12 protein-coding genes are annotated in these 12,963 nt (G+C 45.8%); 11 read left to right on the forward strand and 1 reads right to left on the reverse strand.

What is annotated here, in order from left to right:
- Positions 1-330: 330 nt before the first annotated feature.
- The 11 genes from NG792_RS28390 to NG792_RS28440 all read left to right on the forward strand — a co-directional run bounded on the left by NG792_RS28390 (position 331) and on the right by NG792_RS28440 (position 12,804).
- Positions 331-711 carry a hypothetical protein gene (locus NG792_RS28390; RefSeq protein WP_261197705.1) on the forward strand — a complete coding sequence of 127 codons (381 nt, stop codon included), beginning with the start codon at positions 331-333 and terminating at the stop codon, positions 709-711.
- 522 nt (positions 712-1,233) lie between these two features.
- The gene (locus NG792_RS28395; protein WP_261197706.1) at positions 1,234-2,295 is read left to right on the forward strand and encodes an aromatic ring-hydroxylating dioxygenase subunit alpha; all 1,062 of its coding nucleotides are present in this window, start codon (positions 1,234-1,236) and stop codon (positions 2,293-2,295) included.
- 68 nt (positions 2,296-2,363) lie between these two features.
- On the forward strand, positions 2,364-3,287 hold the full coding sequence (locus NG792_RS28400; RefSeq protein WP_261237742.1) for a ferritin-like domain-containing protein: 924 nt from the start codon (positions 2,364-2,366) through the stop codon (positions 3,285-3,287).
- Positions 3,288-3,353: 66 nt separating this feature from the next.
- Positions 3,354-4,583, forward strand: a complete 1,230-nt coding sequence (locus NG792_RS28405; protein ID WP_261237743.1) for a P-aminobenzoate N-oxygenase AurF — start codon at positions 3,354-3,356, stop codon at positions 4,581-4,583.
- 31 nt (positions 4,584-4,614) lie between these two features.
- On the forward strand, positions 4,615-5,664 hold the full coding sequence (locus NG792_RS28410) for a Rieske 2Fe-2S domain-containing protein (RefSeq protein WP_261237744.1): 1,050 nt from the start codon (positions 4,615-4,617) through the stop codon (positions 5,662-5,664).
- Between the two features lie 106 nt (positions 5,665-5,770).
- A complete protein-coding gene (locus NG792_RS28415; RefSeq protein WP_261197710.1) occupies positions 5,771-6,058 on the forward strand; it encodes a 2Fe-2S iron-sulfur cluster binding domain-containing protein in 288 nt (95 codons plus the stop codon).
- A 5-nt stretch (positions 6,059-6,063) separates the two neighbouring features.
- The gene (locus tag NG792_RS28420) at positions 6,064-7,086 is read left to right on the forward strand and encodes an aromatic ring-hydroxylating dioxygenase subunit alpha (protein ID WP_261197711.1); all 1,023 of its coding nucleotides are present in this window, start codon (positions 6,064-6,066) and stop codon (positions 7,084-7,086) included.
- A 25-nt stretch (positions 7,087-7,111) separates the two neighbouring features.
- The gene (locus NG792_RS28425) at positions 7,112-7,837 is read left to right on the forward strand and encodes a sterol desaturase family protein (RefSeq protein WP_261197712.1); all 726 of its coding nucleotides are present in this window, start codon (positions 7,112-7,114) and stop codon (positions 7,835-7,837) included.
- Between the two features lie 42 nt (positions 7,838-7,879).
- A complete protein-coding gene (locus tag NG792_RS28430; RefSeq protein ID WP_261197713.1) occupies positions 7,880-8,509 on the forward strand; it encodes an acyl transferase in 630 nt (209 codons plus the stop codon).
- Between the two features lie 178 nt (positions 8,510-8,687).
- Complete coding sequence (locus NG792_RS28435) at positions 8,688-10,334, forward strand: GH3 auxin-responsive promoter family protein (RefSeq protein ID WP_261237746.1); 1,647 nt, start codon at positions 8,688-8,690, stop codon at positions 10,332-10,334.
- A gap of 103 nt (positions 10,335-10,437) precedes the next feature.
- Positions 10,438-12,804: a CAP domain-containing protein gene (locus tag NG792_RS28440; RefSeq protein ID WP_261197715.1), complete on the forward strand. Its 2,367-nt coding sequence runs from the start codon at positions 10,438-10,440 to the stop codon at positions 12,802-12,804.
- Here the strand turns inward: NG792_RS28440 and NG792_RS28445 are convergent.
- Positions 12,782-12,963: hypothetical protein (locus tag NG792_RS28445; RefSeq protein WP_261237747.1), on the reverse strand; the 182-nt coding region annotated here is incomplete at its 5' end. The two genes, NG792_RS28440 and NG792_RS28445, sit on opposite strands and share 23 nt — an antisense overlap.

The following is a 12,963-nucleotide window of genomic DNA, read 5'->3' on the forward strand; positions in this document are numbered from 1 at the left end:
CTTTGTCCTTTGTCCTTTGTCCTTTGTCCTTTGTCCTTTGTCCTTTGTCCTTTGTCCTTTGTCCTTTGTCCTTTGTCACTTGACCAATGACCAATGACCAATGACCAATGACCAATGACCAAGGCCCAATGCAACAATCTCCCCCAGGAGTGGGAAAAATTTTTTTTCTGTCCGGATTTGCTAGGTCAGGAAAAGTAATAAAAAGTCATCAGCGATCGCCGTCCCAGGAGCCTAATGTCAAGATTCCATGACTTTCTGGCATTTCCTAGGTCATAAAAGGTATCGGCGATCGCGGATACTATCATATACAGTACACCTGGGAGGGTGCTGATGTATTACGCTTACCTCACTGTCCCAAATCACGAGTTTGAAGAACTGTTTCCCCAGGGAGTGCCTACCTTTGGGTTCACCCCGGATGATTTCATAGAAGTTTATGATGGATGCACCGGCGAGTTGCTGGATATCGAACCGGCCTTTCGCGTGAACCGCACCGGGTTGACCTGGGACCAAGAACTCGCGCTTTTCCAAGAATACACTGCAATGATGAACGATCCTCTATTTGTCCAAGGAATGTTTAGGTTGTTGGACAGTGGTTGGTTTACCATTTCCGAGTCCCAAGTTCAATCCGTTGTATGGCGCGATCGCGAAGAAATTTTTTGCTTTCAATATAATAAAAACAAAACAATGGATGCCAATCCCTTATTGACCTAGCTTTATGCTTATTCCATGCCATATCCATTGTTCCCCTATCTCTCCAGACCAGCGGGTGAGATAAGGAATTTTTTATGATAGTAAAATGTACCCAGGGAAAGGGGTTGATTTAGGGCCGTGGGTTCGCCACGAACTCCCGAACCGTTTAAACTCTTGCTAATCTGAACCATAGAGACCCTCTTATTTCTCGTTCCTTTTCATTTATGCTTATTCACAATAACAGAAGTGAAACCGGGTAGGGGACTGGGTTCTGGGCCAGTTTATGAACTGTCTGCGGCGGCGATCGCCTTTGGGTGGTCCATCGGGTTTAATAAATCTATAGGCAAATTACTAATTCCAAATTCCCACATTTTAGGGCCATTGAGGGCAGATGATTCCTCAGTAAAATGCTGAAAAGTTAGGGAAAATTGATGAGGCGGCCCCTCCCTAATAGTCAAATAATTGCCTGCTTAAATTTATTTGGTTTAATTGATATTAAAGCTCAATTCTCGTTTTAAATTTTATTCAAGGAAAAGAAATTCAATGCTTCAATTCGAGTCTCAACCCCTGGCCGATTTAGCTAAAAGCTTAAAGACTGTTCGCCAAGCCAAAACCTTTAATAATCCCGAACGATTTATCGAAGGTTGGTACTGGGCTATCCGGTCTAAGGACTTGAAAATTGGTCACGTCAAACCCATCACCTTACAAGGTCGCAACCTGGCAATTTATCGGGGAACTGATGGCAAAGTTGTCGCCTTAGATGCCTACTGTCCCCACATGGGCGCTCACCTCGCTGAAGGCAAAGTAGACGGGAATGGATTGCGCTGTTTTTTCCACAATTGGAAATATGATAATCGGGGCCAATGTGTAGAAACTCCGGGCCTAGATAGAACGATTCCCGCCAAAGTTCGGTCTTGGCCCACGGCTGAAACCTATGGCTTAGTCTGGGTTTGGACCGGCGAGAGTCCCCGACATCCCGTGCCTTATGTTCCCGAACTGGCGGGGAAAGACTGTGATGCTGGCTTTGGATTAGGCTTCCGCAAAAACTGTCATCCCAATGTAGTGATGATTAATGCGATCGATGCCCATCATTTTAATACAGTTCACAACCTACCCGTTGAGGTGAAATTCGAGAAAGAAATCCTCAACAATAACGCCATTGTTTTTCGCAACATTACCCGTGGGGGAGACCAATCTTGGTTTATCAAACTGATTCGTCCCCTGTATCAAAATGAAATTACCTACAAAATGTGTTATTGGTATGGCAGCACCGGCACCGTGACCGTAGGGCCAGACTTTTTGCACTTTCATATTATGTTTAGTATCCGCCTCAAAGCGGATGGAAAAGCCGAAGGGCAAACAATTGCCATTACGGAGAAACGACCAGGTTTGTGGGGATGGCTATTTAATCGAATTGTCCTGTGGATCACCTTGCGGGTGGGGAATTACTTTGCTAAAGGGGATACTCAAGTATTTGAAACGATTAAATTTGATTTAAAAACTCCGACTATAGCCGATCAATCGATTATCGAGTTTATCGAACAAGTAGAAACACAAAAACCGCTCAAATGGGAAACCTGGGAGACAGTTGATCATCTGTCATAATCTCGGCAACTCCGGTAAAAACCTGGGCTATACTAAGCCATAATCGAATGGTTGCCACGGAGTCACCGATGAGTCAATCTTTATTTACCACGGCGCGGTTTGACTTACCTCATGTTACGGAAGGCGATAAATTGCATCGCCTTCTTTCTGCTGCTTTAAAAAGCCGAATCGGCAATTCATTGCCAGTCCCGGAGGCAGTCACCCCAGCCTATTGGAATTCATCTTACTTTGGCCTGGATCAGGTGAAAATTTTTCAGGATGCCACAAGGGAAGAACAGCAGCAAATTTTACATTTATGTAGCAATGCACTCCTAGAAGAAGCCTATTTTGTAGAGAAGGCGGGAGTGGGATACATGGCGAAAATGGTGATGCTGGCAGAAACCACAGAAGAACGAATGCTGTATGGGTTATTTGCAGCGGATGAAGCCACCCATTTAGCCCAAATTCGGCCATTTTTAGGCGATCACGACCCGGTGGCAACCCGCGATCGCTTTTTAGAATTACTGGCTGAAATTGTGGAGATGGAGGATAAAAGCGTCTTAATTTTTGTGATTCAGGTGGTGTTAGAAGGATGGGGACTTAGCCATTATCGCCACCTCGCTAACGATTGTTGCGATCGCGAATTAACCCAGATGTTTCGCGGATTTCTCGATGCCGAAGCGCGACATCACAGTACCGGCGTCACCTTGTGCGATCGCCACCCCCTCACCCCGCAATCCCAGAGTGCGATCGTCGAAACCCTCACCTCATTTTTGCAAATGGTCCAAGTCGGACCCCAGCGAGTCGTTCAGGCGATCGCGCAAGTCAAAGGGGATTTATCCCGTCCCCAACAAATCAAAATCTTCCAAGAATTAGACACCGAAACCCACAGCGCCAGTCGTCTCCAACTCCTGCGATCGCTCCTCCGCTCCGACCCCACCCATTCTATCATCAATCACCTTGAAGAAAGAGGGTCATTCACCCCCTATCCCCCAGAACAATGCGTCTTTTAATAAAACTTATCCAGTGTTCGTGCTAAGGACTTCAGTCGTTATCCCCCTCCCCAATTCATCCTCATTATGAACAACATTTTCAACGAACCCAAACCCAATATCCTCCTAGAAAACGAAAAAATCTACCGTAAACTCCAACTCAACTATCAGCGGAATAAACAACAGGACCAAACCGCATCCATTGACCAAGCTGCCAGTGCCTTCTCATATCCAGAGTGCGAACAGGAATACTGGAACCCCGAAGAATTTTCCATTCTCTACGGAACCCCCCTTTGGGACCAATCCACCCCCAGTCAACGCCTCATCCTCAATCACCTCTACTGGGTTGCTTACTACTCCCAAATCATCTCCGCAGAAATTGCCACAATCCTGTTTAATCAAACCAGTGCTGCTGGACTTTATGCTCAGGAAGACTTCCGGTTAGTCTGCGATATGCTCGACCTCGAATCCGCCCAAGAAAGGGCGCATATTCATGCTTTTAAAACTATTTCAGAACAAGTAGAAGCCGCCTTATTTGGCAAACGAATCTTCACCTATCCCATGCGCGGACCTTACACAGAAACAATGGTTCACGCCGATACCAACGCCCTTAAAACTTGGTGGAAACAATTACAACTCCGTTGCTTTGGAATGCTTTCCTCCGGGAATACCTTTTTAGCTTGTCAGTATTTTACCGTGCGGGGAGTGCGAACCTTAAATGGAAAATTGGTCCAGCATAAGTTAAGCCAATATTATCAAAATCATCCTAACAAAGAAAATGCCCCAATTCCCGCTAAAATTTCTTATTATCATTTTTTAGATGAAAGCTTTCATTTTAATAGTTCAACCCTATTATCCCATGAAGTAGTAACCTGTTTGAAAAAGCCGACCCCATTCGAGAGCTTTGTCGCTAACCTGGGTTTGCGAGGATGTCAGAAAGATCATGCTCATTTTTCTGTAGCAATTAATGGGATATTTTGGTACGACCCCGCCCTCTATTCAGCGATTTATGAACTGTTGCGATCGCCCGTCTTTGGGATGAGTGATTCCGATGCCAAACAGATGATGCAGGATTGCTTTACCCAGGAAACTGAAGGACTTCATCGCAGCTATCAAACCCATCAAGAAGCCAGGGCTTCCTATCAAGTCTATCTTGAAAAAGTGGACTATGCCTGGAAAAGTAACCGGGAAATGTCCATTATGGCAGCGACTTCGATTCCTCACTATCTAGCCACTCAGAAAAAATCTCTATCTCGGCGTTTTGCTGCCCCTTTTACCCATCCTCAGCGTCCTTTATTGGAAGTTGCTTTGCATTAACATTTATCCAGTTTATTCCCCTTAAAATTCCATGAATTTCCAGCAGAATAAAAATACCCAACCTCGAACCGAGATGCAAATCTTTAATAACTGGGATGTAGTTGCCAAAGGATGGTACATTGCTTGTTCCAGTGAAGAACTGCCCCGAAATCAACCTAAATCCTTGGAAGTATGCGGGCAGCAAATTGTCATATTTCGGGGAGAAGATGGCAAAGTTCGTGCTTTAGATGCTTATTGTCCCCATCTTGGGACTGACTTAGGAATTGGGCAAGTAGATGGGAATTTAATCCGCTGTTATTTTCATCATTGGGCATTTGATGGGGAGGGAAACTGTCAGGATATTCCCTGTCAATCCAGCATACCTGAAAAAGCCCGATTACAATCTTATGCCACGGAGGAAAAATATGGAATGATTTGGGTTTATCCCGATGCAACTGCACCAGAAGGGGTAGCAGAATTCGATGAACTCAAAGGAAAAACGGTGATTGCCGTTCGCGATCGCCCCTTTGAACGCACCTGCCATCATCACATTTGCATGATGAATGGTATCGATGCCCAACATCTGCAAACGGTGCATAAAGTTAATATTAATATGAATCTAACGTTACAGGAGAATGAATCCGGTAGTCTGATAGATTTTACTCTCACGGGGGAATTTCCAAATACCACCCGGCGAGAACGACTAGCACGGATTTTTTTAGGGAGAAATTATGCCTATAGCATGAGATATCAGAATGCTTGTTTGGGGCTATTAACTACCATGAAAAATGTTAAATTTGTTCCGCCATTGCACATGATTTATGCTTATATTCCCCTGGAACCCGGAAAAATTAAAGTACAAAATATTTATGTAGCTGCCCGTCGTCCAGGAATTTGGGGGTGGTTAGTTACCTATATTTTATTGTTAGGTACGAAAATGCTTTATTTATTTTTAAAGGGGGAAGATGGGAAGATTTATGACAATATTCGCTACAATCCCAATGCTTTGTTGAGTATAGATCGCCCCTTAGTGGAGTATATGAAATATGTGGAGCGATTAACGCCTTCAGTTTGGTCAAAAATTCGGGTTGAGGGGGAATAGGAGTTTGGATATTCTGTACTTTGGATAGAAGGAGGCAGAACCTCCAATTGGGCATTCCTAGGCAAAGCCTAGGAACGAGGAAAAATAGTTAAAATGATGGGTTTGTATGAAGCGTTGTTTTGTTAGATTTCCGGGAACGAATTATCCAGCGATCGCTTTACCTCAGCATGAGAATTTGGCTAATTATTTGACCGTGCAGAATTCAACGATTTTGTTTGGATGTCGGACCGGAATTTGTGGGACTTGTTTATGTTTGATTAAGGGAGAAATTCCACCGCCTAATTTGGAGGAACGGGAAGTTTTAGAAATTTTAGCCCCGGGAAATCCTCAAGCGCGGTTAGCTTGTCAGGTGGATGTGACGAATGATATTGCGATCGCCCCTTTTGAGGACTAACTAAAATGGGATTTGAAGACTTTTGGTATGTGGTGGCCCTCAGCGAGCAACTGAAACCCAAAGACGTGCTTTCGCGCACGATTTTGGGGGAATGGTTGGCTATTTTTCGAGATGAGCAGGGGAAGGTAGTGGCATTACGCGATCGCTGTATGCACCGTAATAGTCGTCTCTCTCGGGGCAAAGTCTGCGATGGCACTCTGCATTGTCCCTATCATGGATGGGTTTATGATAAATCGGGTCAAGTGGTAGCAGTTCCTGCGGAAGGAAAACAGTTTAAAAGCCTTGCTTCTCGTCGCACTCATTCTTATGCAACTCAAGAAAAAGACGGGTATATTTATGTCCGGTTAGCAAATAATCCCACTCTCAATGTTGACCCTTTTCCCATGCCTTATTACGGCAAATCCGGATGGGAAACTGTGCGCGTAATTAACCGATTTCGCAACAATGTCACCAATTGTGCAGAAAACTTTATTGATATTCCGCACACCGCCTCAGTACATCCTGGCGTCTTTCGCAAACCGCAGCAAAAACAGTTAGAAATGACCGTGGAACGACGGCAAGGGGGAGTGTTTGTCACTTATCGAAATGAAACCACCAATTTGGGATGGTATTCCCGGTTTTTGAATCCTCAAGGCGGGGAAATTTACCATACAGACTGTTTTTCCATGCCAAATGTTACCAGTGTCGAATATAAGTTTGGAGAAAACCGCAGGTTTTGTATTACCAGTCAGTCGATTCCCGAGGCAGAAGATTCGACTTTAGTTTATACCGATGTAACCTTTAATTATGGCATTTGGAATAAGATTGCTCGCCCTTTTGTGCGCTGGACTGCCCAATATATTATTAAGCAAGATGTGGAAATTTTAGGGATTCAGCAAGAGGTGATTGAGAAATATGGGACTCAATTTGCCAATACTCCAGCAGATACAATTCATGTCTTTGTCGAATCCATTCGCAAGGCCATTTCAGCCGGGGAAGACCCGAGATTACTTCCTTTCAAAACTGTGACCATTAGCTTTTGGGTTTAAGATATTCTAGTTATTGGTATAATTTATGGCAATTTTTATCGCATTTGTGACCCTGTTAATTTTAACCCTTTCCAGAACAAAACAGTGGGAAAATTTAAAGAAAAAATCTGGAGAAGATTGGCTTTTAGATGGAGTCGGCTTATGTTTTCAAGGCATTTTAATTCCAGCTTTGCAACTGCTCCTAATTTATCAAGTTTATCAGCATTTTTTCCCGGAGAGTCGCGGAATTTTAAATTTACATCCTCTCCTGGCCTTTTGCCTAAGTTTTATCGGGGTGGATTACCTGTATTACTGGAATCATCGCCTACTTCATAGTCGCTGGTTGTGGGGGTTGCATCTGGTTCATCATACCATGACCGAACGGCAAGTTCTCGGCACCTCTCGCAATACTTTATGGACCAGTTTTTTCATTATTTATCTCTGGATTCATGCCCTATTTATTTATTGGCTTTCAGACGCAACTGCTTATACTATTGGGGTAAGTTTGACCGCGATTTTAGATTTATGGCGGCATAGTGAAATCGAACCCTTACCGGGAACAATGTTGCATCGCCTGCTTTCCCCTTGGTTGATTTTACCGATGGATCATGCTTGGCATCATGCTAGGGAGTCTGGTGGCGTCAATTATGGTGCCAATTTAAAACTCTGGGACCGCTTGCATGGCACAAATTATGATAGTAATACGGCCCCTAATGCTTTAGGAATTTACACAAATTTAACCTTAGCTCAAAAGTTAATCTGGCCGTTTTAATCGGATAGTTTGATTCCAATTTAATTAATACACTCAAATTCAATGACCTTACTCAGTTTGATTCTTTCCTTTTTTCCGGCGATCGTCATGGGAATGACGGCAGCATCCTTGCTCTGGATTTGTCTCTCTCCGGGAATTTTAGGGATTCTCGCCTTACTCTTTTCTCTGTATGGATTTCCGGTCATTATTTATCGGATACACCAGTATTTTTATCCCCTCAAAGAAGGAATTTCCTATTTAAAAGGTCGAGATTATTCTCCTTGGTGGGGAAGTCATCAAATTCAAACTATCTATATTACATTTCCTGCCCTTGAATCCGCCTTAAGGCTGATTCCCGGTGCATTTTCCTTGTGGTTGAGATTCTGGGGGGCAAAAATTGGCCGAGGTATTTATTGGATGCCGATTTTAGAAATAGCCGATCGCGGATTATTGGAAGTAGGCGATCGCACGATTGTCGGTCATCGAGTTGGAATTTACAGTCATGTAATTAAACCGAAACATAACAATTTAATATTGTATGTAAAAGCCGTCAAAATTGGCAATGATGTGTTTGTCGGTTCCGGGACCCATTTCGGACCCGGAGTCTCCATCGCCGATGGTGCTTATCTTCCCATAGCCACCCATCTTTATCCTAATACTAAAGTCAATCCCCGGCATTATTCTACCCAGTAAATTTTATAAAAGGCGGATCTTAAATAAATTAGGCTGTATAAATAATTATTCAAGAGCGGCTTTGCTTTTTGCTACTTGAGCCAAGCAATATTCCCTGGAGTCACACAAAACCTACCCTCGCCTTTTGCTTCCCCCCTTCTTTCTAATTATTAATTCAGCCGATTGTAATCAGATAACCATGATGCGTCCTATTATCCAACTCTTTTCTTTTTTGCTTGGGTTATATGCCTATAAATTTTCCCAAGCTTTAAAAAACCCTCGGAGGTCTCAGCGGTCCGTCCAACAAGAAATTTATCGAAATTTTCTAAGCAGTGACTATGGGAAATCCCTGAATTTAAGTGCTGCTCATAATACCTCATTAAATGAGCAATGGAATCAGATACCCGTCGTCAACTATGAGGACATTCAAAACTGGATTGAACCCCCTGAGTGCCCCCCTCAATTGAAAGTCAATAACTCGGGTAAAACAAATCCATTGCCGGGAAAGTCTCTGACCCCGGAACCAATTTTATTTTATGAAAAAACCTCCGGAAGTCGGGGACCAGCTAAATCGATTCCCTACACCCAATCCTTACGTTCTAGCTTTAACTCAATGTTTTGTGTGTGGGTGCATGATCTGATTCAGCATGGACCTAAATTTGAGTCCGGGAAATTTTATTTTTGTATTTCGCCTCAACTGAAAGACCCGCAAGCTCTCACACAAATTGCAGGCGGACTTGCGGATGATTCGGAGTATTTAGATGGGTGGTTGAGGGCTTTACTGAGTTTAGTCTTAGTCGCACCGCCTAGACTGAAACACCTACAAGACCCCGATGAATTTAAAGAACAGTTGAGTCTGGAACTGTTATGCGAAGAGCGCTTAGAAGCGATTTCAATTTGGAGTCCGAGCTTTCTGAAAGTGCTGTTGGATTATATCGAAACCCATCGGGAGTCACTGTTAGAGAAATTAGGTCAAAAAATCTCTCGCCAGCGCGCTCAACAGTTGATGTCCTCCCCGATTCCCTGGACCCAAATCTGGCCGAAACTGAAACTGATTTCCTGTTGGGATAGTAGTCACTCTCGGGAACAGGCAGAATTTCTGCGAAAACTTTTTCCCGGGGTGATGGTACAGGGGAAAGGATTGCTGGCAACAGAAGCGCCGATGACCATTCCCTTAATTGCAGCCCAGGGATTTGTACCCCTGCTCAATGAAGTGTTTTTTGAATTTGAGGCTGATAAGGGACAGATTTATAAACTCCATGAGATTAAACAGGGGGAAGAATATACCCTGATTATTTCTCAGAAAGGTGGGCTGTATCGATATCGGATTGGCGATCGCATTCGAGTCAGCCATTTTTACCAAAAAACCCCCTGTTTAGAATTCCTCGGACGCGATCGCAGCATCAGCGATTTAGTCGGGGAAAAGCTCTCCGAAACCTTTATCAAAACCGTCCTCCAAGACTTATCCTTAGAAACCACCTTCTTCAAAACACTCGTCCCCGTGACCCAACCCGTTGCCCATTATCTGTTGTTACTGGACGAGGCCCAGGAGCCACCGGAAGCGATCGCCCAACGGTTAGATCGTGCACTCATGCGATCGCCCCACTATCGCCATGCCCGCTTATTAGGACAACTCGACTGTCCCCGCGTCTTCATCTCCAAAGAAATCCCCCATTCTTTAATTCGATATCGGACCCAATCCGGCAAAAAATGGGGAGATCTCAAACCCGAAATTTTGGCAACCGTACCCATTGAAAGCCAACTCTTGCAGCAATTAGAAACCCTAGCAAATCCCCCTTTGATTCCCGAGGTCCCCTCCGACTCCCAGCTTTGTTGGTCCTTTTAGAACCCCACTCACTCCAGCCATTCTCCTTTGGCATTTCTATAGAAAACGCGCCATTATGATTTGATGGATTATAAGGCAAGCAAGCCCAAAGGAGAAAAATGAGATGACAACCAACTCTGAATTTATCAATCAGGTTGTAGCGCTAGTCAATCAACGACGCGCCCTCGCCAATTTGCCGCCCGTGGCCCTTGATTCTCAGTTGAATCGAGCCGCCCAAATCCATGCCGAAGATATGGCGGAAAACGACTTTTTTAGTCTCACCGGCTCAGATGGCTCCACAACAGTCAGCCGGTTGGCAGCAGTGGGATACCGCTTTAATAACTTCCAAGAGAATATCGCGGCGGCCCTTCCCACCCCAGAGCAAGTTGTTGAAAATTGGTTCAACGATCCCGGACAGCGAGAGACCCTCCTCAAACCCGGAGTTGATAATATCGGCGTTGGCTATTTCTTTCAAGAAAACGATACGGGAACCTTTAACGCTAACCATTACTGGAGTTTAGTCGTTGCCGCCCGTGCTACAGGTAGTAATATTGTGGGATTCAATTTTCCCAACGCCCTCCAAGGCAGCGTCGGCGACGATAGCATTTTTGGATCCGTTGGCAACGACACAATTTTTGGTAATGCCGGGAACGACCAAATCTTTGGTCGCCTTGCGGAGGATGTCCTATTTGGGAACGCAGGTAACGATCAACTCTTGGGGGAAGAAGGGAACGATACCCTCTTCGGGGGTCAAGGGGAAGACTTCCTCGATGCAGGACCCGGAAACAATTTTCTCTCCGGAGATGAGGGTAACGATACCCTTAACAGTGAGTCCGGATTCAATATTTTTGAAGGCGGTGGCGGCAACGATCTCATTCGGGGCGGCATCAACAACGACACCATTTCTGGTGGCGACGGAGATGAGATCGTCTATGCTGGATCCGGTGAAGATAATGTGATCGGGGAAGCCGGTAACGACATCATCTTTGGCAATGGCGGGAATGACATCCTCAATGGCGGTAGCGCTAACGATACCCTCTACGGCGGCCAAGATGACGATACCCTCTACGGCGAAAGCGGGGACGACCAACTCTACGGGGATAAGGGGAACGACCAACTCTTTGGTGGAGATGGCAACGAAGCTCTCTATGGTGGTGAAGGCAATGATACCGTCTTCGGCAACGATGGGAATGACGCAATCTTCGGCAATCAAGGAGATGATACCCTCGCTGGGGGTGACGGTGCTGATACCATCTATGGGGGACAAGACAACGATCAAATCTTTGGGGATGGCGACAACGATCTGCTCTTTGGGGACCTCGGTAACGATACCGTAATAGGCGGTGCAGGCAACGATAGCATCTATGGCGGTGAAGGCAACGATCAACTCAGTGGACAAGAAGGGGATGACAACCTCTTTGGCAACCAGGGCCGCGATACCCTGCGCGGCGGTGTAGGGCTCGATACCCTCTTTGGTGGCAAAGGGGAGGACCTGTTATTTGGAGAAGCCGATGAAGATTTCCTCTCCGGGGATTTAGGAAACGATACCCTGTTTGGTGGCACTGGAAATGATACCCTCCTAGGCGAAGCCGGGTTGGATTTATTATTTGGAGAAGCAGGCAACGATACCGTAATTGGCAACGAGGGCAGTGATACCCTCTTAGGCGATGAGGGCAATGACTTCCTAGAAGGCGGTGCCGAAGACGATAGTTTACTCGGCGGCATTGGCAACGACACCCTATTGGGGAATGAAGCACAAGATATCCTCTATGGCGGCGATGGTAATGACCAGATCAGCGGGGGTGAGGAGAATGACCTCTTATTGGGAGAAGCAGGCAACGATACCCTCGTTGGCGATGAAGGCAACGATACTCTAATTGCTGGGGACGGCGAAAATTTACTCGATGGCGGCGTCGAAAACGACAGTCTCATCGGGGGTACTGGTAACGACACCATCAACGGCGGTGAAGGTGCTGATACCATTGTTGCCACCGGAGGGAGCAACGTGATCAACGGCGATGCCGGAAACGATAGTATATTAGGCGCTGCCGGTACCGATACTATCAACGGTGGCGATGGGGAGGATCTGATCAACGGTGGCGATGGGGAGGATGTCCTTACCGGAGATGCAGGCAACGACTTCATCCTGGGAGGAAACGGGAATGATACCATGCTTGGCGGTGACGGCAGCGATACTCTCGATGGGGCTGCTGGGGAAGTTGTTCTTTATACTGGAGACGCAGGCAGGGACTTCTTCGTATTGCGTCCCGGAGTCACTGCCACCATTACAGATTTTGAGGATGGACAGGATAAGTTTATTCTCACTGGCGGTCTAAAAGTCAGTGAGTTGCTCATTTCTGCACCCCTTGGAGAGTCACCCAGCGACACGACTATCGTTCTAGCTAAGGATACCTCGGTGGTCGTTGCTCTCCTGGAAGGCATCGATCCTGAGTTCCGGAACCTGATTATTACAACGGGCGATTTTGTCTAAGGGCGATCGCCGTTAGGAAGGTATGGGGAGGATAGGGAGGATAGGGGGGATAGGGAGGATAGGGGGGATAGGGAGGATAGGGAGGATAGGGGGGATAGGGAGGATAGGGGGGATAGGGAGGATAGGGAGTTCTGCTTCCCCATCTCCCCCCGGGCCCCC

The sequence above is a fragment of the Laspinema olomoucense D3b genome (genome assembly GCF_025370785.1).
Taxonomy (GTDB): domain Bacteria; phylum Cyanobacteriota; class Cyanobacteriia; order Cyanobacteriales; family Laspinemataceae; genus Laspinema; species Laspinema olomoucense.

Excerpts from the sequence above, each read along its gene's own strand:
- NG792_RS28390 (WP_261197705.1), top strand. The coding sequence starts at position 331 with ATGTATTACGCTTACCTCACTGTCCCAAATCACGAGTTTGAAGAACTG.
- NG792_RS28420 (WP_261197711.1), top strand. The coding sequence starts at position 6,064 with ATGGGATTTGAAGACTTTTGGTATGTGGTGGCCCTCAGCGAGCAACTG.
- NG792_RS28425 (WP_261197712.1), top strand. The coding sequence starts at position 7,112 with ATGGCAATTTTTATCGCATTTGTGACCCTGTTAATTTTAACCCTTTCC.
- NG792_RS28415 (WP_261197710.1), top strand. The coding sequence starts at position 5,771 with ATGAAGCGTTGTTTTGTTAGATTTCCGGGAACGAATTATCCAGCGATC.
- NG792_RS28410 (WP_261237744.1), top strand. The coding sequence starts at position 4,615 with ATGAATTTCCAGCAGAATAAAAATACCCAACCTCGAACCGAGATGCAA.
- NG792_RS28435 (WP_261237746.1), top strand. The coding sequence starts at position 8,688 with ATGATGCGTCCTATTATCCAACTCTTTTCTTTTTTGCTTGGGTTATAT.
- NG792_RS28400 (WP_261237742.1), top strand. The coding sequence starts at position 2,364 with ATGAGTCAATCTTTATTTACCACGGCGCGGTTTGACTTACCTCATGTT.
- NG792_RS28440 (WP_261197715.1), top strand. The coding sequence starts at position 10,438 with ATGACAACCAACTCTGAATTTATCAATCAGGTTGTAGCGCTAGTCAAT.
- NG792_RS28430 (WP_261197713.1), top strand. The coding sequence starts at position 7,880 with ATGACCTTACTCAGTTTGATTCTTTCCTTTTTTCCGGCGATCGTCATG.
- NG792_RS28405 (WP_261237743.1), top strand. The coding sequence starts at position 3,354 with ATGAACAACATTTTCAACGAACCCAAACCCAATATCCTCCTAGAAAAC.
- NG792_RS28395 (WP_261197706.1), top strand. The coding sequence starts at position 1,234 with ATGCTTCAATTCGAGTCTCAACCCCTGGCCGATTTAGCTAAAAGCTTA.